The sequence below is a fragment of the Methylobrevis albus genome, assembly GCF_015904235.1.
Taxonomy (GTDB): domain Bacteria; phylum Pseudomonadota; class Alphaproteobacteria; order Rhizobiales; family Pleomorphomonadaceae; genus Methylobrevis_A; species Methylobrevis_A albus.
Genome location: NZ_JADZLT010000040.1, coordinates 438,637 through 461,824, shown reverse-complemented (window position 1 = coordinate 461,824; position 23,188 = coordinate 438,637). Strand labels below are relative to the sequence as shown.

19 protein-coding genes and 1 tRNA gene are annotated in these 23,188 nt (G+C 70.5%); 10 read left to right on the top strand and 10 right to left on the bottom strand.

Features of this window, described 5'->3' with window-relative positions:
• Positions 1 to 6: 6 nt before the first annotated feature.
• The 6 genes from hflX to I5731_RS04200 form a co-directional block, all read right to left on the bottom strand.
• Positions 7 to 1,338 (bottom strand): GTPase HflX, encoded by a 1,332-nt coding sequence (hflX, locus tag I5731_RS04225; protein WP_197310167.1) that lies wholly within the window; start codon positions 1,336 to 1,338, stop codon positions 7 to 9.
• A gap of 228 nt (positions 1,339 to 1,566) precedes the next feature.
• Positions 1,567 to 1,812: an RNA chaperone Hfq gene (gene hfq, locus I5731_RS04220; protein ID WP_197310099.1), complete on the bottom strand. Its 246-nt coding sequence runs from the start codon at positions 1,810 to 1,812 to the stop codon at positions 1,567 to 1,569.
• A 195-nt stretch (positions 1,813 to 2,007) separates the two neighbouring features.
• Positions 2,008 to 2,868 (bottom strand): D-amino-acid transaminase, encoded by an 861-nt coding sequence (locus I5731_RS04215; RefSeq protein ID WP_197310098.1) that lies wholly within the window; start codon positions 2,866 to 2,868, stop codon positions 2,008 to 2,010.
• Between the two features lie 197 nt (positions 2,869 to 3,065).
• Positions 3,066 to 4,442 (bottom strand): Trk system potassium transporter TrkA, encoded by a 1,377-nt coding sequence (gene trkA, locus I5731_RS04210; RefSeq protein ID WP_197310097.1) that lies wholly within the window; start codon positions 4,440 to 4,442, stop codon positions 3,066 to 3,068.
• Positions 4,443 to 4,574: 132 nt separating this feature from the next.
• Positions 4,575 to 5,942, bottom strand: coding sequence for a nitrogen assimilation response regulator NtrX (ntrX, locus tag I5731_RS04205; RefSeq protein ID WP_197310096.1), 1,368 nt, complete (start codon positions 5,940 to 5,942; stop codon positions 4,575 to 4,577).
• Positions 5,943 to 5,981: 39 nt separating this feature from the next.
• The gene (locus tag I5731_RS04200; protein ID WP_197310095.1) at positions 5,982 to 8,204 is read right to left on the bottom strand and encodes a sensor histidine kinase NtrY-like; all 2,223 of its coding nucleotides are present in this window, start codon (positions 8,202 to 8,204) and stop codon (positions 5,982 to 5,984) included.
• A 197-nt stretch (positions 8,205 to 8,401) separates the two neighbouring features.
• Here I5731_RS04200 and recG point away from each other — a divergent pair, with 197 nt between their 5' ends.
• Positions 8,402 to 10,522 carry an ATP-dependent DNA helicase RecG gene (gene recG, locus I5731_RS04195; RefSeq protein ID WP_197310094.1) on the top strand — a complete coding sequence of 707 codons (2,121 nt, stop codon included), beginning with the start codon at positions 8,402 to 8,404 and terminating at the stop codon, positions 10,520 to 10,522.
• A gap of 20 nt (positions 10,523 to 10,542) precedes the next feature.
• Here the strand turns inward: recG and I5731_RS04190 are convergent, their stop codons facing one another.
• Positions 10,543 to 11,214: a DUF502 domain-containing protein gene (locus tag I5731_RS04190; protein ID WP_328838125.1), complete on the bottom strand. Its 672-nt coding sequence runs from the start codon at positions 11,212 to 11,214 to the stop codon at positions 10,543 to 10,545.
• A 190-nt stretch (positions 11,215 to 11,404) separates the two neighbouring features.
• Here I5731_RS04190 and I5731_RS04185 point away from each other — a divergent pair, with 190 nt between their 5' ends.
• Together I5731_RS04185 and I5731_RS04180 are read left to right on the top strand one after the other, a co-directional pair.
• Entirely contained in the window at positions 11,405 to 11,809 is a 405-nt protein-coding gene (locus tag I5731_RS04185) for a YbaN family protein (RefSeq protein ID WP_197310093.1), read from the top strand.
• A 209-nt stretch (positions 11,810 to 12,018) separates the two neighbouring features.
• Positions 12,019 to 12,774 (top strand): hypothetical protein, encoded by a 756-nt coding sequence (locus I5731_RS04180; RefSeq protein ID WP_197310092.1) that lies wholly within the window; start codon positions 12,019 to 12,021, stop codon positions 12,772 to 12,774.
• A 10-nt stretch (positions 12,775 to 12,784) separates the two neighbouring features.
• Here I5731_RS04180 and I5731_RS04175 read toward each other — a convergent pair whose 3' ends face one another.
• Entirely contained in the window at positions 12,785 to 13,522 is a 738-nt protein-coding gene (locus I5731_RS04175) for a cytochrome c biogenesis CcdA family protein (protein ID WP_197310091.1), read from the bottom strand.
• A gap of 221 nt (positions 13,523 to 13,743) precedes the next feature.
• Here I5731_RS04175 and I5731_RS04170 point away from each other — a divergent pair.
• The 6 genes from I5731_RS04170 (at position 13,744) to dprA (ending at position 19,082) form a co-directional block, all read left to right on the top strand.
• Positions 13,744 to 13,819: transfer RNA gene (locus tag I5731_RS04170), tRNA-Lys, on the top strand.
• An 83-nt stretch (positions 13,820 to 13,902) separates the two neighbouring features.
• Complete coding sequence (ruvX, locus tag I5731_RS04165) at positions 13,903 to 14,412, top strand: Holliday junction resolvase RuvX (RefSeq protein ID WP_197310090.1); 510 nt, start codon at positions 13,903 to 13,905, stop codon at positions 14,410 to 14,412.
• Positions 14,413 to 14,501: 89 nt separating this feature from the next.
• Positions 14,502 to 15,458, top strand: a complete 957-nt coding sequence (locus tag I5731_RS04160; RefSeq protein WP_197310089.1) for an aspartate carbamoyltransferase catalytic subunit — start codon at positions 14,502 to 14,504, stop codon at positions 15,456 to 15,458.
• Between the two features lie 26 nt (positions 15,459 to 15,484).
• Positions 15,485 to 16,795: a dihydroorotase gene (locus I5731_RS04155; RefSeq protein ID WP_197310088.1), complete on the top strand. Its 1,311-nt coding sequence runs from the start codon at positions 15,485 to 15,487 to the stop codon at positions 16,793 to 16,795.
• A gap of 501 nt (positions 16,796 to 17,296) precedes the next feature.
• Positions 17,297 to 17,911 (top strand): glycerol-3-phosphate 1-O-acyltransferase PlsY, encoded by a 615-nt coding sequence (plsY, locus tag I5731_RS04150; RefSeq protein ID WP_235981507.1) that lies wholly within the window; start codon positions 17,297 to 17,299, stop codon positions 17,909 to 17,911.
• 10 nt (positions 17,912 to 17,921) lie between these two features.
• Positions 17,922 to 19,082: a DNA-processing protein DprA gene (gene dprA, locus I5731_RS04145; protein ID WP_197310086.1), complete on the top strand. Its 1,161-nt coding sequence runs from the start codon at positions 17,922 to 17,924 to the stop codon at positions 19,080 to 19,082.
• Between the two features lie 20 nt (positions 19,083 to 19,102).
• Here the strand turns inward: dprA and I5731_RS04140 are convergent, their stop codons facing one another.
• On the bottom strand, positions 19,103 to 19,318 hold the full coding sequence (locus I5731_RS04140; protein WP_197310085.1) for a hypothetical protein: 216 nt from the start codon (positions 19,316 to 19,318) through the stop codon (positions 19,103 to 19,105).
• Between the two features lie 272 nt (positions 19,319 to 19,590).
• Here I5731_RS04140 and topA point away from each other — a divergent pair, with 272 nt between their 5' ends.
• A complete protein-coding gene (gene topA, locus I5731_RS04135) occupies positions 19,591 to 22,314 on the top strand; it encodes a type I DNA topoisomerase (protein ID WP_197310084.1) in 2,724 nt (907 codons plus the stop codon).
• Here the strand turns inward: topA and recO are convergent.
• A complete protein-coding gene (gene recO / locus I5731_RS04130) occupies positions 22,298 to 23,080 on the bottom strand; it encodes a DNA repair protein RecO (RefSeq protein WP_197310083.1) in 783 nt (260 codons plus the stop codon). The genes topA and recO overlap by 17 nt on opposite strands.
• Between the last annotated feature and the right edge of the window lie 108 nt (positions 23,081 to 23,188).

Genomic DNA, 23,188 nt, shown 5'->3' with positions numbered 1-23,188 from the left:
TCCATTTCACCCCGCGAGCTTGAACCGTGCCAGAAACTGCTCCTGATGCCGCGGCGACACCCGCACCGTGAGGGGAATCCCCTCCTCCTTCGCCTCGCCGCGCGACAGCACTTCCGCATTGCGGTGCAACCAGGCGAGGCCGGCGCCGTCGGCCGGGTCGAGGGTCACGTCGTAGACCGGGCGGTCGCCGACGAGGCGGTTCTCGACGATGTCGAGCAGCGTGTCGACGCCTTCGCCGGTGAGCGCCGAGACCGGGATCGCCCGGCCGCTGCCCTCGCCGTCGAGCAGCTTGGCGCGGTGGTCGGGGTCGAGCAGGTCGATCTTGTTCCAGACCTCGATCATCCGCCCGGTCTCGCCGGTCTCGACCTCGAGCAGGCGCAGCACCTCGGCAACGTCGGCCGACTGCGCCTCGGTGTCGGGATGCGAGACGTCGCGCACGTGCAGGATCACGTCGGCCTCGATCACCTCCTCGAGCGTCGCCCGGAAGGCCGCGACGAGGTGGGTCGGCAGGTCGGAGATGAAACCCACGGTGTCGGAGAGGATCACCTCGGTGCCGTGCGGCAGCTTGATCCGGCGCAGCGTCGGGTCGAGCGTCGCGAACAGCAGATCCTGCGCCAGCACGTCGGCGGCGGTCAACTGGTTGAACAGCGTCGACTTGCCGGCGTTGGTGTAGCCGACCAGCGCCACCACCGGATGCGGCACCTTCTTGCGGTTCTGTCGGTGCAGGTCGCGCGTGCGGCGCACCTGGTCGAGGTCGCCCTCGATCTTGGCGATCCGGTCCTGCAGCAGGCGCCGGTCGGCCTCGATCTGGGTTTCGCCGGGGCCGCCGAGGAAGCCGAAGCCGCCGCGCTGGCGCTCGAGGTGGGTCCAGCTGCGCACCAGCCGGCTCTTCTGGTAGTTGAGATGGGCGAGCTCGACCTGCAGCGCGCCCTCACGGGTGCGCGCGCGGGCGCCGAAGATCTCGAGGATCAGGCCGGTGCGGTCGAGCACCTTGGCGTTCAGCGCCTTTTCGAGATTGCGCTGCTGGATCGGGGTCAGCGCGTGGTCGACGATCACGAGCGTCGCCTCGGCCGCCTCGACCGCCGCGCGGATCTCCTCGACCTTGCCGGTCCCCATCAGCGTCGCCGGCCGCGGCGTCGAGATGCGCACCGACATCTGGCCGACGATCTCGAGATCGATGGCGCGCGCGAGGCCCACGGCTTCGGCGAGCTTCGCCTCCGCCGAGCGATTGGCGATGTCGGAGGCATCCGCCGCCCGCCGCTGCCGCACGATTTCCGGCGCGACGACGACCGCACGGGTTCGCTTGGCGAGCCGGGAGACCGACTTCGCCTTGCCCATCGAGATGCCGATGTCGTCGTTCCTGTCGTGCTCTTCCAAGGTCTTCGCCTGCTCCGGATCACAGCTCCAAAGAGCTGAGATAAGCCGGATACGGCCCGATCACAATGACCCGGCCGGCGAAATGCCGGGCCGTCTGTCATCGTCGATGCGCTGCGCCGGCCGCTGATGAGGCGGCCGACGCAGCGGTCATGATGCTCTCCCGACCAGCGGGAGACTATCGGACGGCGGTCACGCGGCGCTGTCGTCGCCCGGCTCGAACAGTTGCACCGGCTGGGCCGGCATGATCGTCGAGATCGCATGCTTGTAGACGAGCTGGGAGTGCCCGTCACGGCGCAGCAATACACAGAAGTTGTCAAACCAGGTGACGACGCCCTGAAGTTTCACACCGTTGACGAGGAAGATCGTCAGCGAGGTCTTGTTCTTCCGGACGTGGTTGAGGAAGGTGTCCTGGAGATTTTGAGCGCGCTCTGCCATTTGTATTTGGCCTTGTAGTTGGTTGTGCCTGTGTCATCCGGCCAAGCTGCCGCGGGCGGGGGAGGATCCGTCCACGGCGGCGCTCCGCCGGCCCAAACCCGAAACCCGGCGACGCATCCTGGCGCCCGCCGAACCACCGGGATTCCCCTCGCTACCGCCCCCGTTCCCCGGCGGGCGGTCGCGCTGAAACTGCTCTTACGCCGACAGCCGCTCGACCCCGTCGTGGAACGCGGCCCGGAGGCCGAGCGCCACGGGGCCGGGCTTGCCGTCGCCGACCGCATGGCCGTCGATCGACACCACCGGCATCACGATCGTGGTCGCTGCGGTGATGAAAGCCTCGCGCGCCGTCTTCGCCTCCTCGACGCTGAACGGCCGCTCGACGACGCGGATCTGCCGCGTCGCCGCGACGTCGCTGACGACGCCGCGCGTGATGCCGCGCAGGATGCCGTGTTCGGCGGCGCGCGTCACCAAGGTTCCTTCGCGCGTCACGATCCAGGCGTTGGTCGACGAGCCCTCGGTGACGAAGCCATCGCCGTCGACGAACCAGGCTTCATAGGCACCGGCCTCGCGCGCCGCCTGCTTGGCGAGCACGTTCGGCAGCAGCGAGGTGGACTTGATGTCGACGCGGTCCCAGCGGTTGTCCGGCACGGTGATCACCGCGATACCGGCCGCCGCCTGCGCGTCGGCCTTTGCCCGCGATGCCGCACGCGCGGTCATCACCACCGACGGCCGCACGTCGGCGGGGAAGCCGTGGTCGCGCGGGGCGACGCCGCGCGTCACCTGCAGGTAGACCATGCCGTTGCGGATGCGGTTGCGGCGCACGACCTCGCGCATGATCAGCGTCAGCGCGCTGCGCTCGCCGGGATGGTCGATCCGGAGTTCGTCGAGCGAGCGCTCCAGCCGGTCGAGATGGCGGGTCACGTCGATCAGGGCGCCGTCGCGCACCTCGCACACCTCGTAGACCCCGTCGGCGAACTGGTAACCGCGGTCCTCGACGTGCACCTGCGCCGCGGCGTGCGGAACATAGCGTCCGTTCACAAATGCGATCCTGCCCATCCATCTGCCTCTTTTTTTTGCAGCTCCGTCGGCATTTTGCGCCGCAGGGCCGATGTCGGTTCTTTTTTTGCAGTCGATTTGCGCGGATTCGCGCCTGTGAGCTTCGCTTTCAGGGCCCTCGAAAGTTCGAACCTCCTGCAAAGCAGGTTTCAGGCCATGTTGAGCCTGCCGCTCCGCATATCCGGCCGACGCCGGGCTCAGAAGAACTCGAGGCTGACGCGGAACATCTGTTCCACCATCCGCACCCGGCCGGCAACCGCGAAGATGATCACCCGGTCGCGCGCCACGATCCGCGTATCGCCGTCGGGCGTCAACACCTTGCCGGCGCGGAACACCGCGCCGATGCGTACGCCCGCCGGCAGGTTGAGCTCGCGCAGCGGCTTGCCGACCAGCGGCGAGGTGTCGAGCGCCTCGGCCTCGATGATCTCGGCGGCGCCGTTCTGCACCGTGTGCACGGCGCGGATACGCCCGCGGCGCACGTGGCGCAGGATCTTCGAGACGGTGACGCCGCGCGGGTTGATGTAGGCGTCGATGCCGAGCGCTTTTGCAAAGGTCGGATAGCTCGCGTTGTTGAGCAGGCTCAGCGTGCGCCGTGCGCCCAGCGTGCGGCCGAGCACGCAGGCGAGGATGTTGACCTCGTCCTCGTTGGTGAGCGCGACCAGCGTGTCGGCGGTCTCGACGTCGGCTTCCGAGAGGATCGCCTGGTCGAGCGCCGAGCCGTGCAGCACCACGGCGCGCTCGAGGTCGTCGGCGATCTGCACCGCCCGCTCGCGCGAGGCCTCGATCACCTTCACCTTGGCGGCGGGGTTCGCCTTCTCCACCATGCGCGCCACATAGGCGCCGATGTTGCCGCCGCCCGCGATCACGATCCGCGTCGCCTCCGGCTCGTCCTGGCCGAAGATCTTCAGGAGCCGCCGCACGCTGTCGCGGTGCATCGCGACGTAGACGAGATCGCCGACCAGCATCGAATCCGAACTCTTCGGCGCGAACACGGTGGTGCCGCGGGCGATGCCGACGACCACCGCGCCGAGGTTCGGGAACAGCTCCGACAGCTGGTGCAGCGGCGTGTCGACCACCGGGCAGTCGTCGCCGCAGCGCAGGCCGAGCACCAGCACGTTGTTGTCGGCGAACTTCACGATGTCGACCGCCGCCGGATAGGCGAGCCGGCGCAGCACGAGGTCGCCGACCTCGATCTCGGGCGAGATCACCACGTCGATCGGCATGTGCTCGCGCGAGAACAGGTCGCGCCAGTGCGGCTGCAGGTAGCTCTGGGCGCGGACGCGCGCGATCTTGGTCGGCACGTTGAACAGCGAGTGGGCGACCTGGCAGGCCACCATGTTCACCTCGTCGTAGAGCGTGACGGCGATGATCATGTCGGCTTCCTCGGCGCCCGCCTGCGCGAGGACATCGGGATGCGCGCCGTTGCCGATGATGCCGCGCACGTCGAGCGTTTCGCGGATGCCGGTGATCAGCCGCGGCGACGTGTCGATGACGGTGACGTCGTTCTCCTCGGCGGCCAGGCGCTCGGCGATGCCGTAGCCGACCTGGCCGGCTCCGCAAATCACGACTCGCATCGGTTGTGTCGTCCCTTCGGCATGACGGCGCTCGTCCGCCGGACGGCGGAGGCACATCTTTGAGATCATCTCTATATCGCGGCCGCGGCGCGCCGTCCGCTACCGCGTTGCGTCATCGCCGCGCCGCGCGGCTCAGGCGATGCCGAGCGACTTCAGCTTGCGGTGCAGCGCCGAGCGCTCCATGCCGACGAACTCGGCGGTGCGCGAGATGTTGCCGCCGAAGCGGTTGATCTGGGCGGTGAGATACTCCCGCTCGAAGATCTCGCGCGCCTCGCGCAGCGGCATCGCCATCAGGTGCTCGCCGCCTGCGCTGCTCGGCAGCGACGGCAGCATGGCCCCGACTTCGGACGGCAGCATGTCCGCGGTGATCACCGCCTCGGCGTCGCCGCGGGCGAGGATCATCAGCCGCTCGACGTTGTTGCGCAGCTGGCGCAGGTTGCCCGGCCAGTCGTGCGACTGCAGCACCGCCATCGCATCGTCGCCGATCTTGCGCGGCGGCAGGCCGGCCGAGACCGAGATCTGCTGCATGAAATGGTCAATCAGCGCCGGGATGTCCTCACGCCGCTCGGAGAGCCCCGGCACCCGGATCGGCACCACGCTGAGGCGGTGGAACAGGTCCTCGCGGAAGCGCCCCTCGGCGATCTCGCGCTCGAGGTCGCGCGCGCTCGACGAGATCAGCCGCACGTCGACCTGCACCCGCCGCGTACCGCCGAGCCGCTCGAAGCTCTGGTCGACCAGCACGCGCAGGATGCGGCTCTGCGTCTCGCGCGGCATGTCGCCGACCTCGTCGAGGAACAGCGTGCCTCCGTGCGCCGCCTCCAGCGCGCCGACCTTCGGCGGATTGCCGTCGACCGGCTCGGCGCCGAACAGCTCGTATTCCATGCCCTCGGGCGTGATCGCCGCGGCGTTGAGCGCGATGAACGGCGCCCGCGCCCGCTGCGAGCGGGCGTGAATCGCCCGCGCGACGACCTCCTTGCCGGCCCCCGACGGGCCGGAGATCAGGATGCGGCTGTTGGTCGGCGCAACGCGCTCGATGGTGTTGCGCAGCTGGTTGATCACCGACGAGCCGCCGGCGAGCGACTCGGGCTCGCCGGAGCGGACTTTCAGCTCCTGCAGCGTCCGCTTCAGCGACGAGGTCTCCAGCGCGCGTTCGGCGATCAGCACCAGCCGGTCGGCCTTGAACGGCTTCTCGATGTAGTCGTAGGCGCCGCGCTTGATCGCCGCGACGGCCGTCTCGATGTTGCCGTGGCCGGAGATCATCACGATCGGCAGGTCGGGATGGTCGGCCTTGATCTGCTCGAGCAGCGCGAGGCCGTCGAGGCGGCTGCCCTGCAGCCAGATGTCGAGGAAGACCAGCGAGGGGCGCCGCGCCCCGATCAGGGACAGCGCCTGGTCGGCGTCGGCGGCCGTGCGCGTCCCGTGGCCCTCGTCCTCGAGGATGCCAGAGACGAGCTCGCGGATGTCCGCCTCGTCGTCGACTATGAGAATGTCCGAAGCCATCGCCTCTCTTCTTTTTCTGGGCCGGACGCCATGACGGCGTCAGGCGGCGCCGGTGACCGGGAACGTCACGCGCACCATCGCGCCGCGCCCGCCGGTTGCCACGGCCGGCGCATCGTTGAGTTCGACCCGGCCGCCGTGCTCCTCGATGATCTTGCGCACGATGGCGAGGCCGAGCCCGGTGCCCTTCTCGCGCGTCGTCATATAGGGCTCGAGCAGCCGGTGGCGGTCCGCCTTCGGCAGGCCGATGCCGTCGTCGACGACCTCGATCACGAACTGGTCGTCCTGGCGCCGGGCGGCGACGAGCACATGGCCCTTGCCGCCGTCTCGCTCCTCCACCGGCACCTGGTCGATCGCCTCGGCGGCGTTCTTCACGAGATTGGTGATCGCCTGCGACATCAGCCGGTTGTCGAACAGTCCCGCCAGCGGCTCGGCCGGCAGGTCGGTCTCGAAGTCGATCTCCGGGCGGCCGACGCCGAGCAGGAACACCGATTCGCGGATCGAATCGGCGAGATCGTGACGGTCCATGCTGGGTTTCGGCATCCGGGCGAAGCCGGAGAACTCGTCGACCATCCGGCCGATGTCGCCGACCTGGCGGATGATGGTGTCGACGCAGCGATTGAACACCGGATCGTCCGGATCGATCAGCTTGCCGTAGCGCCGGCGGATGCGCTCGGCGGAGAGCTGGATCGGCGTCAGCGGATTCTTGATCTCGTGCGCGATGCGGCGGGCGACGTCGGCCCAGGCCGAGGTGCGCTGCGCCGAGATCAGGTCGGAGATGTCGTCGAGCGTCACCACGTAGCCGTGCGCCGAATCGGGCGAGCGGTCGCTGGCGACGCGGGCCGAGACGACCCGCTCCATGCCGGGGCGGACGAAGGTGAACGTGCCCTGGAAGATGCGGCTGTCGTCGCGCATCGCCGCCGAGAGCAGCGGCTCGGCGCCGGGCACCTCGTCGATCAGCCGGCGGCCGATCAGGTCGGCCTCGTCGAGGCCGATGAGATCGGTCGCCGAGCGGTTGGCGATCGAGATCCGCCCCTCGCTGGTGACGCCGACCACCGCCGCCGTGACACCCGACAGCACCGCCTCGGTGAAGCGGCGCCGGCGGTCGGCCTGATCGGTGATCTGCAACAGGTCGTCGCGCTGGCTGCGCAGCTGCGACGTCATCTTGTTGAAGGTCTCCCCGAGGCTGCCGAGGTCGTCGTTGCGGTCGCCGACCGGCACCTCGACCAGCAGGTTGCCGCCGGCGACCTCGCCCGCCGCGCCGATCAGCCGCCGGATCGGCGCGACGAGGCCGGTGGAGAAGGCGAGCCCGAGCCAGATCGCGCCGAGCAGCATGATCAGCGTCAGCCCGGCGAAGACGAGGCCGAACACCGTCTGGACGTCGGAGCGGCTCGCCTCGAGCTGGCGATATTCCACCGCGCTCTCGCGGGCGAGGCGCAGGTTGTCGAGCACCACGGCGTCGAGGGAGCGCACCACGTAGAGGTAGGTATCCTCATAGGCCTTGAGCTTCAGGACGCCGCCGACCTGGTTGGACGCGCCGGGCGAGATCAGCACCGGCGAGCCCTTGGCCGCCTCCGCCATCGCCCGCGCCGGCGGCATGATCACCTCGGTGTCGGGCTGCAGCTGGTTGCGCAGGATGATGTTGCCGTCGGCGTCGAGCAGGAAGGCGCCCTGCACGCCGCGCAGCGACGACTGCGCCTCGAAGCCCTGCTCGAAGCGCGACGGCTCGAAGTCGTAGAGCGGCTTTGCCGCGTCCACCGCGGTGGCGATGCCGATCAGGTCGCCGCGCAGCACGCCGGCGTGCTCCTGCATGTAGGCGCTGGCGACGGTGAGCACGTTGTCGACGATCTGCCGCGTTCGCGTCTCGAACCAGCGGTCGAAGCCCTGGTTCAGCGTCACCGCGAAGGCCCCGGCGACGAGCGCTGCCGGCAGCGCGGCGATCAGCGAGAACAGCGCGACGATGCGCAGGTGCAGCCGCGCGCCCGCACGCCCCTCGCGCCAGGCGCGCCAGAGCTTGCTGACTTCGACACCGATCGCCACCAGCACCGCGATGACCAGCACCGCGTTGATGCCGAGCGAGATCTGCACCATGCGCGGATTGGGCTCGATCGGCGCGAGGCCGGCGAGCAGCACGAAGGTCGCCACCGACGAGATGAAGGCGAGCACCACCGCCGCGAGACCGAGCCGCCGGCGCAACCGTCCGTCGCCGCGGCCATTGTCCAGCCGCGCCGCAGGAAGGCGTCCCGTCTCGTCGACGATCGTCACCAAATGCTGGAGCCTCCCCGGCCAAACGCCCGTCCGCCGCGCGGACCCGCGGCCTCTGCGCGGCACAAGGTAGCAAGATTGTTGCAAAATTGCGACACAGCCATTCCCGTTGCCCCGCGCCGGTTCGCCAGAGGCGTCGTTTACCTCCGGCCGCCTTGCCGATTTATCGCCCGGGCCGGACGCGCTATGGACGGGTGATGCGTCCCGAGATCCTCAATCCCCTGTTCCAGCCGCTCGCCGACCTCCCCGGGGTCGGGCCGCGCACCGCGCCGAAACTCGCGCGCCTCGTCGGGCCGCCGGGCGAGACCGCGCGCGACGCGGTGGTCGCCGATCTCCTGTTCCATCTGCCGTCCGGCACCGTCGACCGCCGCCGCAAGGCGCTGATCGCCCGCGCGCCCGAGGGCGCGATCTCGACGCTGCTCGTCCGCGTCGACCGGCACAAGCCGGGCGGCACCGGCCCCGGCGGCCGGCGCCAGCCGCACCGGGTCTATGTGCACGACGAGTCCGGCGAGATGGCGCTGGTCTATTTCCACGCCGAGGCCGGCTGGATCGAGCGCCTGTTCCCGGTCGGCGAGACGCGCTGGATCAGCGGCACCGTCGAGTGGTTCAACGGCGCGCCGCAGATGCCGCACCCCGACCACGTCGTCGCCGAAGCCGATTTCGAGAAGCTGCCGCTGGTCGAGGCGGTCTATCCGCTCACCGAGGGCATTTCCGGCAAGCTGCTGCAGAAGCTCGCCGACGCGGCGCTCGCCCGCCTGCCCGTGCTGCCCGACTGGCTCGACCCCGCCTTCCTCGCCGAGCGGCGCTGGCCGCCGTTCGCCGAGGCGATGCGCGATGTGCACCAGCCGACCGACACGGTCGACGCGCTGCCGACCGGCCCGGCGTGGCTGCGGCTCGCCTATGACGAGTTGCTCGCCGGCCAGCTCGCCCTTGCGATGGTCCGCGCCTCGCTGCGCCGCGCGGCGGGCAAGCGCCGGGTCGCGACCGGCGCCATGGCGGCGAAGCTGCGCAGCGCCCTCCCCTTTGCCCTCACCGGCTCGCAGGAACGGGCGATCACCGAGGTGCTCGCCGACCTCGCCGAGCCCAGCCGGATGATCCGCCTCGTGCAGGGCGACGTCGGCTCCGGCAAGACGATGGTGGCGCTGTTCGCCGCCGCCGCCGTGGTCGAATCGGGCGCGCAGGCGGCGATCATGGCTCCCACCGAGCTGCTCGCCCGCCAGCATGCCCGCTCGCTCGGCCCCCTCTGCGAGGCGGCCGGCATCCGCCTCGCCGTGCTTACCGGGCGCGACCGCGGCCGCGAGCGCGACCGGCTCGTCGCCGAGATCGCCGACGGCAGCGTCGACATCGTCGTCGGCACCCACGCGATCTTCCAGTCCGACATCGCCTTCCGCGACCTCGGCCTCGCCGTCGTCGACGAGCAGCACCGCTTCGGCGTGCACCAGCGCCTCGCGCTGTCGTCGAAGGGCGCCGGCACCGACCTGCTCGTGATGACGGCGACGCCGATCCCGCGCACCCTGCTGCTGAGCTATTTCGGCGACATGGACGTCTCGCGCCTCGACGAGAAGCCGGCCGGGCGCAAACCCATCACCACCGTCTCGATCAGCCTCGACCGGATCGGCGAGGTGGTGGATCGCATCGGTGCCGTGGTGCGCGACGAAGGCGCCAAGGTCTACTGGGTCTGCCCGCTGGTCGAGGAGAGCGAGGTCTCGGACCTCGCCGCCGCCGCCGAGCGCCACGGCGACCTGACGCGCACCTTCGGCCCCGTCGTCGACCTCGTGCACGGCCGCATGAAGCCGGCCGAGAAGGACGCCGCCATGCGCCGCTTCCAGGCCGGCGAAAGCCGTGTCCTCGTCTCGACCACGGTGATCGAGGTCGGCGTCGACGTGCCGGACGCGACGATCATGGTGATCGAGCACGCCGAGCGCTTCGGCCTCGCCCAGCTGCACCAGCTGCGCGGCCGGGTCGGACGCGGCGACAAGGCCTCGCGCTGCCTGCTGCTCTTCAAGGCGCCGCTCGGCGAGACCGCCAAGGCGCGGCTCGAGGTGATGCGCGAGACCGAGGACGGCTTCGTCATCGCCGAGAAGGACCTCGAGCTGCGCGGCGGCGGCGAGGTGCTCGGCACGCGCCAGAGCGGCATGCCGGGCTACCGCATCGTCCGTCCCGAGTTGCACGGCGAGCTGATCGAGATCGCCCGCGACGACGCGGCGCTGGTGCTCGCGCGCGATCCGGAGCTTGCCAGCCCGCGCGGAACGGCGCTGCGCGCGCTGCTCTACCTCTTCGGCCGCGACGAGGCGGTGCGGCTGCTGCGCGCCGGCTGAGCCCTGCGCACGGGCGGGCCTCAGGCGGCGGGCGCGTGCAGCGGCTTCGGCTGGTCCGGATCGTTCGACAGCATGTCGGGGGTGACGAGACCGGCCGAGATGATCAGCTTGGCCGCGTCCTCGACGCTCATCTCGAGGTAGATGATCTCGCTGCGCCGGACATAGAGCAGGTAGCCCGAGGTCGGGTTCGGCGTCGTCGGCAGGAACACGCCCATCATCTCGTCGTCGTCACCGGTCGTGTCGGCGAGCCGGGCGGCGAGTTCGCCGCGCGCCGGCACCGAGACGAACACCAGCGAATAGAGCCCGAGGCGCGGATACTCGATCACGCCGACCTTCTGGAACGACTCACCGCGATTCGAGAGCACGGTCTGGAAGATCTGCTTCAGCCCGCCGTAAAGATTGCGCACGATCGGCATGCGCCCGAGCAGCCCCTCGCCCCAGTGGATCAGCGTGCGCCCGACGATGTTCGCCGTGAGGAAGCCGATCAGCGTGATGCCGAACAGCGCGACGAACAGTCCGAAGCCCGGCACCGGGATCGAGAGATAGGTCTCCGGGTTGTACGCCCGGGGCAGATAGGGCTTTACCCAGCCGTCGATCCAGGTGATCAGCGACCAGGAGACGTAGAGCGTGATGCCGGCCGGACCCGCGACGATCAGCCCCGTCAGGAAGTAGGTTCGCAGCCTCGTGATCATCGTCCGTCCTGTCCTCGCGGCCGCGCGCGCGGGCCGCTAGCGTCGTACACCGGATTGCGACTGGAAATAGCTGAATTTCAGTCGCATGATTTTGTCGTCGCGTCGCCCTGCCCGCCGGGTCCGTGGGGTGGCCGTCAGCAGGATTCGTGCCGGGCACGCGGCTGGCCTTGACGGCCGGCGACGGCGCCCGATGATCGGGAGACTGCCGTCGAAGCCGGTGCAACGGAAGCCCAACTTGCAGCGTATATTCTTCTTGATCGCCGGCTTTCTGTTCGTGGCGCTCGGCGTCGTCGGCGCGCTGCTGCCGGTGATGCCGACGACGATCTTCATCATCCTCGCCGCCGGCTGCTTCGCCCGCTCCTCGCCGCGGCTGGAGGCCTGGCTGCTGGGTCACCGCCTGTTCGGGCCGACGCTGAAGCGCTGGCGCGAGCGCGGCGCGATTCCCCCCGCCGCCAAGGCGATGGCCTGCACCGGCATGGCCGTCGGCTTCCTCGTCTTCTTCCTCGGCGCGCATCCCTCGCTGCCCCTCGCCCTCGTCGTCGCGGCCGCCCTGCTCGGCTGCGCCGGCTATGTGGTGAGCCGCCCCTCGGCCTGAGCCGCCGCGACGGCCGGTAAACCAGTCGGGGACGAGCGCCCTGGCCGCCCTCAAAGCGGCCGAATCCGCTTGCCCCGCCTTAAGTGGTGGCGTTTCCTCGGCTAATGGCGCGGCGGGGGATTCGCGGCCCGGCATCGGCGACGGCTGGCCGCGGGAACCGGACCCCTTGCGGTGCCGCGCGGGAATCGAGGCGTTCGGGGCGACGGCGTGTGAGTAGGGGAGCCGATCAAAGGCGCGGCGAAGGCTACGATCCGCTCGGCGACGAGCAGGGCGAGGCTCCCGGCTTGGTCGTGATGGCCTGGGGCGTCGCCGCTGCACTCGCTTTCGGCATCGCCGTGGTCGCCCTGCAGTACGGCGGCCCGGATCGCAACACCGTCGACCTGCCGCCGCCGAACGCCGTCGCCGCCGACCAGAGCATCGCGGCGATGCCGCGCGCCGACCGCGAGGCTTCCACCGCCACCGCCGACGAGATCGCCGCCCTGCGCGAAGAGGTGCGCCGCCTGCGCCAGTCGGTCGAGCTGCTGCGCAGCCAGGGCGACAACATGACCTTGCGCCTCGGGGCGATCGAGCAGCGCGGCTTCGAGGAAATCACCGGCAGCATCGGCCGCGGCGAGCCGTTTGCCGATCCGCCGCCGGAAGCCGCCCGTCCCGCGCCGGCGCCGCCGGTCGCCGTGGCCGAGCCCCCGGCGCCCGGCGTCGACTTCGGCCTCGAGCTCGGCACCTTCGCCGACCTCACCGGCCTGCGCAGCCACTGGCGCGAGGTCCGCGCCGCCCGGCCGGACCTCTTCGGCCAGTTCCGCGCCGTCGCCGCCATGCGCGACCGCGGCGGCCGCACCGAACTCCTGCTCGTCGCCGGCCCGATCGCCTCGGCCGCCGCCGCCGCCGAGAACTGCCTCGAAATCGAGAACGAGGGCATCCCCTGCGCGCCGGCCTTCTTCGTCGGCCAGCCGCTGGCGACGCCCTGACGTCGCCGGATCAGCCGATCGTCGCGAGGCCGGGGAAGGTTTCCAGCAGCCAGAACGACAGCTGCTGCATGTGGCCGGTGATGAACATGATGCCGGTGAGCACCAGCACCGCGCCCATCGCCTTTTCGACCACGGCAAAGCCGCGCCGGAAGCGGCGCAGCAGCCGCAGGAACGGTCCGGCGAAGAGGGCCGCGGCGATGAACGGCACGCCGAGCCCGGCGGAATAGACCGCGAGCAACCCCGCCCCGGCCCCGACCGTCTCGCGCGACGCCGCCACCGTGAGGATCGCGCCGAGGATCGGCCCGATGCACGGCGTCCAGCCGAAGGCGAAGGCAAGGCCCATGACATAAGCACCCGTCGGGCCTGCGCGCACCGACGAGGTGTCGAAGCGGGCTTCCCGGTAGAGCAGGCCGATGCGGAACAGGCCGAGGAAATGCAGGCCCATGATGATGATCAGCACGCCGGCGACCATCGCCAGCGTGCCGGCGTGCCGCGACAACAGTTGCCCGATCACCGAGGCCGAGGCGCCGAGCCCGACGAACACCGTGGTGAAGCCGAGCACGAAGCACACCGCCACCAGCACGGCGCGCCGGCGCACCGCGCCGTCCTCGCCGCCGTCGGCGAGTTGGTCGATCGTGGCGCCCGCGAGAAAGCCGAGATAGGGCGGCACCAGCGGCAGCACGCAGGGCGAGACGAAGGAGAGGATGCCGGCGAGGAAGGCCAGCCAGATCGTCACGTCGCCGGTCATCGCGTTCCGTCGGCTCCCCGTCGTTCGGTTCGGCCCCTGCGGCGCCGGCCCTTGCGCGCGACCTCGATGGCGCGGCGCCGGTCTCCATACCCCGACGCGGCGGGCACTGCAAAATCACGATGCCGGAACCGCCGCGCCGCCGGCCGGAGCGTCACTGTTGCAGAAGCCGGCCCGCTCGCGTATGGGATGGCCCGTCCGGCGGCCATGGCTGCGCAGGATGGGAGCGCGTAGCTCAGCCGGTAGAGCACGTGACTTTTAATCATGGGGTCCTGGGTTCGAGTCCCAGCGCGCTCACCACTCCCGTCCCATCGCCGACCGAAGGCCGCACCCCCGGTGCCGGCCCGCGCGGCTCGGACCGCCTTCGTCGGGGAACCAGCAGCTTGGCGTCGCCTTCGAAAGATCCGGTCCTGCCCTACGCCGAGTTCGCCGCCCGCCTCGGCGGGCCTGCGCGGCTGATCGGCGTCGACCTCGGCACCAAGACGATCGGCCTCGCCCTCTCCGACCTCGGCCGCCGCATCGCGACGCCGCTCGAGACCATCAAGCGGGTGAAGTTCACCCCCGACGCCGTGCGCCTCGTCGAGATCGCGACGAAGCACGAGGTCGGTGGTCTCGTCTTCGGCCTTCCCGTCAACATGGACGGCTCGGAAGGCCCGCGCGTGCAGTCGACCCGCGCCTTCGTGCGCAACCTCGCGCCGATGATCGCCATTCCCGTCGCCTACTGGGACGAGCGGCTCTCGACCACCGCCGTCACCCGCACGCTGCTCGACGCCGACGCCTCGCGCGCCCGCCGCGCCGAGCTGGTCGACAAGATGGCCGCCGCCTTCATCCTGCAGGGCTTTCTCGACCGCCTCCACGCCGAGGAGCGCCGCGAGGACCTGCGCCGCCTGTAGCCGCGCGCCGCACCGGGTGTGGACGACGCGGCCGCGCCGCCGCCGCGCGCCTTGCGGGGGGCAAGCGAACGGCCTATCAGACGGCTTTGATGAAACCAGCCCGCGATCCCCTTCTGCCCCGCTTCGCCCGCCAGCACCTGCTCGGCATCGACGGCCTGTCGCCGCACGAGATCGAGGATCTGCTGGACCGCGCCGAGGCGCACGTCGAGGTCGGGCGCCAGGTGCGCAAGAAGCTCGACACGCTGAGCGGCCGCACCCAGATCAACCTGTTCTTCGAAGCCTCGACCCGCACGCAGTCGTCGTTCGAGCTCGCCGGCAAGCGGCTCGGCGCCGACGTGCTCAACATGCAGGTCGCCTCGTCCTCGGTGAAGAAGGGTGAGACACTGATCGACACCGCCGTGACGCTGAACGCGATGCGGCCCGACATCATCGTCGTGCGCCACCACGCCGCCGGCGCCGTGGCGCTGCTCGCCCAGAAGGTCGGCTGCTCGGTGGTCAACGCCGGCGACGGCGCGCACGAGCACCCGACCCAGGCCCTGCTCGACGCCCTCACCATCCGCCGCCACAAGGGCAAGATCGCCCGCCTCACGGTCGCGATCTGCGGCGACGTGCTGCATTCGCGCGTCGCCCGCTCGAACATCCTGCTGCTGACGGCGCTCGGTGCCCGCGTCCGCCTCGTCGGCCCGACGACGCTGGTGCCCGGCGCCTTCCGCGACCTCGGCATCGAGGTGACCACCGACATGCGCGCCGGCCTCAAGGACGCCGACATCGTCATGATGCTGCGTCTGCAGCGCGAGCGCATGCAGGGCTCGTTCGTGCCCTCAGTGCGCGAATACTTCCGCTATTGGGGCCTCGACGCCGAGAAGCTCGGCTATGCGAAGCCCGACGCGCTGGTGATGCACCCCGGCCCGATGAACCGCGGCGTCGAGATCGACCCCGCCGTCGCCGACGGGCCGCAGAGCCTGATCCGCGAGCAGGTGGAAATGGGCGTCGCCGTGCGCATGGCGGTGCTGGAAGCCGTGTCCGAAGCGCTGCCCAACCTCTGAAATCCCCGAATGCGAGGCCGCCGGCCATGCCGACCGACAATCCGTCCGGCCTCCGGCCGCTGAAGATCGACAACGCCCGGCTGGTCGACCCGTCGCGCGGGCTCGACACCCGCGGCGCGGTACTCGTCGTGGACGGCCGCATCGTCGCCGCCGGGCCGGAGGCGGTGGCGATCGCGGGACCCGAGGGCACCGAGCGGATCGACGCCGGCGGCGCCGTCATTGCCCCCGGCCTCGTCGACATGCGCGTCTTCGTCGGCGAACCGGGCTTCGACTACCGCGAGACCTTCGCTTCGGCGAGCCGGGCTGCGGCCGCCGGCGGCATCACCACCATCGTCACCATGCCCGACACCGACCCGGTGATCGACGAGCCCGCCCTCGTCGACTTCGTGCTGCGCCGCGCCCGCGACACCGCGACCGTGCGGGTCCATCCGATGGCGGCCCTCACCAAGGGTCAGCAGGGTCGCGAGATGACCGAGTTCGGCCTCCTCCAGGAGGCCGGCGCCGTCGCCTTCGCGAGCGGGCGCACGGCCGTTTCGCACGCGCAGGTGATGCGCCGCGCGCTGACCTACGCCCGCGACTTCGGCGCCCTCGTCATCCACCACGCCGAGGATCCGGATCTTGCCGGCGACGGCGTGATGAACGCCGGCGCGGTGGCGACGCTGCTCGGCCTCAAGGGCGTGCCGGCCGAGGCCGAGACGATCATGCTCGCCCGCGACCTGCGCCTCGCCCGCCTCGCCGGCGGCCGCTACCACGCCGCCCTGCTCTCGGCCGCCGAATCGGTCGAGCTGATGCGCTGGGCGAAATCGCTCGGCATTCCGGCGACCGCGGGCGTCTCCGTCGCGCATCTCTCGCTCAACGAGAACGACATCGGCGCCTACCGCACCTTCTTCAAGATGTCGCCGCCGCTGCGCGCCGAGACCGACCGCCTCGCCCTCGTCGAGGGCCTCGCCGACGGCACCATCGACGTCGTCGTCTCCGGCCACGACCCGCAGGACGTCGAGACCAAGCGCCAGCCGTTTGCGGAAGCCGCCGACGGCTGCATCGGCCTCGAGACCCTGCTCTCGGCCGGCCTGCGTCTCGTCCACGACGGCCGGGTCTCGCTGTCGCGGCTGATCGACGCCATGTCCACCCGCCCCGCCGCCCTGCTCGGCCTGCCGAGCGGCACCCTGCAGCCCGGCGCCGCCGCCGACCTCGTCCTGATCGACCTCGACACCCCTTGGGTCTACGACGAGGCCACCATCCTCTCCCGCTGCCACAACACCGCCTTCGAGGGCGCGCGGTTCTCGGGCCGGGCGGTGAAGACGTGGGTGGGGGGACGGCTGGTGTTCGGGGGGTGAGGGGGGGTTGTTCGTAAGTGAGCGCCGGGGCTCAGCCAACGGCGAGATGGACGAACTGACGGCGTCCAAATCGAGCCAGGCGTGCGGACTCACGCTTTTTCTCCGCCCCTCAACCGTCATCGCCGGGCTTGACCCGGCGACCCAATAGCTTCGCGGCTATCGACGGTGGATGTCGAATAGCTCTAGGATTTGATGAGCTTGCCCCATCCCTTGGCGCGAGGCGAGTAGGTTGCCGGGTCAAGCCCGGCAATGACGATTGAGGGGAAGTGCAGAGATCGAGAGGTAGCGCGCGGCAATGCGGCCGGCCCGTTGCCGGCCCCGGCACGCGAGGTCGCCGCTGTCATCCTTGCCGGCCAGCCCCCTCACTATCTCTCGCCCGAGCAAACTCGCCGCCCCCATCCCTCCCCCACGCCTTTCCCGGGATTGACGAACCGCCGCAAATCGGACTGTCATGCGCCACGTTCACGCGGCCGTTCGAAGCCGTGCCCCGGGGGATTCTCCTTGCCCGATCCGATCAGCTGGTCGTTCGTCTGGCCCTACTATCTCGCCGCGCTCGCCTTCGGCTACCTGCTGGGGTCGATCCCGTTCGGCGTGATCCTGACGCGGCTCGCCGGGCTCGGTGACATCCGCGCCATCGGCTCGGGCAACATCGGCGCCACCAACGTGCTGCGCACCGGCCGCAAGGGCCTCGCACTCGCCACCGTGCTCGGCGACGGGCTGAAGGGCACGGCGGCGGTGACGGTTGCGGCGCTCTACGGGCCGGAGACGGCGGTGATCGCCGGCCTCGGCGCCTTCCTCGGGCATCTCTTCCCGGTCTGGCTGAAGTTCCGCGGCGGCAAGGGCGTCGCGACCTACATCGGCATCCTGCTCGGGCTGCACTGGCCGGCGGTGCTCGTCTTCGCGGCGGTGTGGATCCTCGTCGCCTACATCACCCGCTATTCCTCGCTCGCCGCCCTGCTCGCGACGCTTGCGACGCCCGCCGTGCTCTGGAGCTTCGACCGTATCCAGTTGATGCAGCTCTTCGTGGTGCTCACCGTCCTCGTCTGGATCCGGCATTCCGGCAACATCGCCAAGCTGATCGCCGGCAAGGAACGGCGCATCGGCCGCCAGGCCTGAGGCGCCGCCGATGCCCAGCGACCGCTCGCCCGTCGTCCTCAGCGACCGGCAGCGCGTCGCCTGGCTGCGGCTGATCCGCTGCGACAACGTCGGCCCGGCCACCTTCCGCCAGCTCGTCAACCATTTCGGCTCCGCAGCGGCCGCGCTCGAGGCCCTGCCGGGGCTGACGCGGCGCGGCGGCGCGCGGCACAGCCCGCGCATCCCGGGCCAGGGCGAGGCCGAGGACGAGATCGCCGCGATCCGGAGAGCCGGCGCCGACCTCGTCGCGATCGGCGAGGCCGGCTACCCGCAGCACCTCGCCCGCCTCGACGCCCCGCCACCGCTCGTCTCTATCCGCAACGCGCCCGGCGCCGCGGCCGACCTCGCCCGCCGGCCGACGATCGCCATCGTCGGCTCGCGCAGCGCCTCCGTCATCGGCGTCAAGATCGCCGAGCGCATCGCGCACGGACTCGGCGACGCCGGCGTCGTGGTGGTCTCGGGGCTCGCCCGCGGCATCGACACCGCCGCCCATCGCGCGGCCCTCGACAGCGGCACCATCGCCGTCATCGCCGGCGGCATCGACCACGTCTATCCGGAGGAGAATCGCGGGCTGATCGAGGAGATCGTCGCGCGCGGCGGGGCGATCGTCTCCGAGATGCCCTATGGCTGGGTGCCGCGCGCGCAGGATTTTCCCCGCCGCAACCGGATCATTTCCGGCATCGCCCTCGGTGTCGCGGTGATCGAGGCGGCGGAGCGCTCCGGCTCGCTGCACACGGCGCGCTTTGCCGCCGAGCAGGGCCGCGAGGTGTTCGCCGTGCCGGGGTCGCCGCTCGATCCGCGCGCGTCGGGCACCAACGCGCTGATCCGCACCGGCGCCACCCTCACCCGCCACGCCGCCGACATCCTCGACGTGCTCGCTCCGATGCTCGGCCGGGTGGCGGGCGGCGGCGACCTGGGCGCGGACGAGCCGATCCGCGAGCGTGACGACGACGGCGCGGCCAGCGGCGACGAGATCGCCGACGGCGACCGCCGCCTGATTCTCACCGCCCTCAGCCCGACGCCGACCGCGATCGACGACATCGTCCACCACACCGGCCTGCGCGCCGCGACCGTGCATCTCGTGCTGCTGGAACTCGATCTCGCCGGCCGAATCAGCCGCCACCCCGGCCCTGCCGTCGCGCTGGTCGGCTGACCGCACCCGCCGTCCGGAGGTCAGCCCGGCGTGCGGCGCCGCCGCGGACGGCCGGGGCCGACGCTGCGCGCGGCCATCTCGTTGGCCGCTTCCTCACGCACCATGCCGAGCAGGTAGACGATCATGCCGGCCCCGGCCCGCTCCGCGATCTGGGCGAGTTCGACACTCATCTGTTCGATGTAACGCAGATTGTCATCACGGCCGGGATCAGGTCCCGGGCCCGCCTGGTCGGTCATGGAGGCCTCGTTCGCGGCGCCGTTGATTGCTGCAACCTGTAATTGCATCAATTGAATAACTGTTATTATCACGGGCATCCTACGCACAGAGTTGCTATTCTGCAACGGTGCACTTTCTGATTGCAGCAGCGTGATGGCAGCTTTTCGAGGCTTGACCCCCGACCCGATCGTCCCCCATTTCAGGGGCCTTGCCGCACCACGTCGCGGCCGCGGACCACCGCCGGGAGCTTTCCGGGCCGGCGCACCCGCTTTTCCAACGGATCCGAGGATCGATGAACGTCGTCGTTGTTGAATCGCCCGCAAAGGCGAAAACGATCAACAAGTACCTGGGACGCGACTATCACGTCCTCGCGTCCTACGGGCATGTCCGCGATCTGCCGGCGAAGGACGGGTCGGTCGATCCCGAGCAGGACTTCCTGATGAGCTGGGAGGTCGATCCGAAGTCGCAGAAGCGGCTGAACGACATCGCCGCCGCGATGAAGGACGCCGACCGCCTGATTCTCGCCACTGACCCGGATCGCGAAGGTGAGGCGATCTCCTGGCACGTGCTCGAGGTGCTGCAGAAGAAGCGCGTCCTGAAGGACAAGCCGGTCGAGCGCGTCGTCTTCAACGCCATCACCAAGCAGTCGGTGCTGGAGGCGATGAAGCATCCGCGCCAGATCGACGGGCCGCTGGTCGAGGCCTACCTCGCCCGCCGCGCCCTCGACTATCTCGTCGGCTTCACCCTGTCGCCGGTGCTGTGGCGCAAGCTGCCCGGTGCCCGCTCGGCCGGCCGGGTGCAGTCGGTGGCGCTGCGCCTCGTCTGCGACCGCGAGACCGAGATCGAGAGCTTCGATCCGCAGGAATACTGGTCGATCATCGCCGCCCTCGCCACCGCCGCCGGCGATGGCTTCGAGGCGCGCATCGCCGAGTTCGACGGCCGCAAGCTCGCCCGGCTCGACGTGAAGACCGAAGCGCAGGCGAGCGAGATCAAGGCGTTCCTCGAGGCCGCCGCGCTCGCGGTCGCCTCCGTCGAGGCAAAGCCGCAGAAGCGCAACCCCTATGCGCCCTTCACGACCTCGACGCTGCAGCAGGAGGCCTCGCGCAAGCTCGGCTTCTCGGCGAGCCGCACCATGCAGGTCGCGCAGCGGCTCTACGAGGGCGTCGACATCGGCGGCGAGACCGTCGGCCTCATCACCTACATGCGAACCGACGGCGTGCAGATCGCCCCGGAGGCCGTCGCCGCGACGCGCAAGGTGATCGCCGCCGAATACGGCGACCGCTACCTGCCCGAAAAGCCGCGCTTCTACTCGACCAAGGCGAAGAACGCCCAGGAAGCGCACGAGGCGATTCGCCCGACCGAGCTCAGCCGGCTGCCGAAGCATGTCGCGCGCGGCATGGACCCCGACCAGGCCCGCCTCTACGAGCTGATCTGGAAGCGCACCGTCGCGAGCCAGATGGAATCGGCCGACTTCGAGCGCACCACCGTCGACATCACCGCGAGCACCGGCGGCCGCAAAGCGACGCTGCGCGCCACCGGCTCGGTGATGCGCTTCGACGGCTTCCTGACGCTCTATACCGAGACCAAGGACGACGAGGACGACGAGGAGTCGCGCCGCCTGCCCGCGATGCAGGTCGGCGAGACGATCCGGCGCGACCGCATCACCACGACGCAGCACTTCACCGAGCCGCCGCCCCGCTACACCGAGGCGACGCTGGTGAAGAAGATGGAAGAGCTCGGCATCGGTCGGCCCTCCACCTATGCCGCGACGCTGACGACGCTGTCCGACCGCGGCTATGTCGTGGTCGACAAGAAGCGCCTGGTGCCCGAAGACAAGGGCCGCCTCGTCACCTCGTTTCTGAAGAGCTTCTTCGACCGCTACGTCGAGTTCGACTTCACCGCCGACCTCGAGGAAAAGCTCGACCGCATCTCCGCCGGCGAACTCGACTGGCGCGAAGTGCTGCGGGAATTCTGGCGCGATTTCTCCGCCGCCATCGCCGGCGTCAAGGACCTGCGCGTCTCCGAGGTGCTCGATGCACTGAACGAGATGCTGGCGGCGCACGTCTTCCCGGCGCGCGCCGACGGCTCCGACCCGCGCATCTGCCCGACTTGCGGCTCCGGCAAGCTGTCGCTGAAGCTCGGCAAGTACGGCGCCTTCGTCGGCTGCTCAAACTATCCCGAGTGCCGCTACACCCGCCAGCTCGGCACCGCCGAGGGCGGCGAGGGCGAGGAGAGCGGTGACCGCACGCTCGGCCAGGATCCGGCCACCGGCTTCGACATCGTGCTCAAATCCGGCCGCTTCGGCCCCTACCTGCAACTCGGCGACGTCGCCCAGCTCGGCGAGGGCGAGAAGCCGAAGCGCTCGTCGCTGCCGAAGGGCTGGAGCCCGGCGACGATCGATCTCGCAAAAGCCATCGCGCTGCTGTCGCTGCCGCGCGAAGTGGGTACGCATCCCGAGACCGGAAAGCTGATCACCGCCGGCCTCGGCCGCTACGGGCCGTTCATCCAGCACGACGGCGCCTACGCCAATCTCGATTCGATCGAGGAAGTGTTCGAGGTCGGCATCAACCGCGCGGTTGCCGCCATCGCCGAGAAGAAGGACAAGGCCGGCCGCGGCCGCGGCGCCCCGGCGGCGCTGAAGTCGCTCGGCGACCATCCGGACGGCGGCGCCATCACCATCCGCGACGGCCGCTACGGCGCTTACGTCAACTGGGGCAAGGTCAACGCGACCCTGCCGAAGGGCACCGACCCCGCCGGCGTCAGCGTCGAGCAGGCGCTCGCCATGATCGCCGAGAAGGCGGGCCAGAGCCCGTCGAAGAAGGGCGCGGCGAAGAAGGCTCCGGCCAAGAAGGCGCCCGCGAAGACCGCCAAGGCCGACGGCGAGACCGCACCGAAGAAGGCGCCCGCGCGCAAGCCCGCGGCAGCGAAGACGGGAGCGGCGAAGGCGGCCACCGCCAAGGCGACCACCACCAAGAAGGCGGCGCCGAAGAAGGTCCCCGTCAAGGCAGCCGAGTAAGATCCTCGGCCGCCGCATCCCGGCCGGTCTCCCCGGCCGGGGCCGCCTGCCCCGCCGGCAGCCGCGCGATCAACTGCGCGCGGGCGGGAGCCAGCATCTCGCCGCGCGGCTCGGCGACCCGACGGGCGAGGAAGAAGCCCGTGAGCGCCAGCGCATCACGCAGGTCGTCCGGCGTCGGCACCAGCTCACTGCGGGCGAGAAACGCCGGCAGCGCCAGCATCCGCCCTGCCCACGGCGCCCCCGCCGCCCGGCTCACCGCCCGCCCGCTCTTCGGCGAGACATAGGCGAGATCGTCGCTGACGCCCGTTGCGGCACAGGTCGAAAGATCGAGGCCGAAGCCGAGCTCGTCGAGCAGCGCGAGTTCGAAGCGCACGATCATCCGCGCCGCGCCGACCGGATCGTCGAGATGATCGAGAATCAGCTCCAGCGCCTCGTAGAGCGAAGGGTGCGGGTCGCGCTCGGGCAGGAAGCGCAGGTGCGCCGCGAGCAGTTGCACCGACAACACGCCGACCGCGCTGTCCATCAGCCGCGCCGCGCGGCTCACCACCGGCTCGGCCGTGAAATGGCCGAGATGGCCGTCGAGCCGCGCCCGCCAGTTGACGAGCAGCGTATTGCCCGGCTGCAGCACGGCCTGCTGCCGCCGCGAGCGCCCGCCGCGCACCAGCCCGAGATGGCGGCCGTGCGCCGCCGTCATCACCTCGAGGATCAGGCTCGTCTCGCCGTGCAGGCGGGTGCCGAGCAGGATGCCTTCGCTGGTCCATTCCATGACAGGGTCCGCGTGGAGAGGTGCGCCGGGGAACGGGATGCCCTGCTCCACCGGACGCGACAGGACCGCGACCATAGCCGAGAACGCAGCGCCGGGGCACCGCCGGCC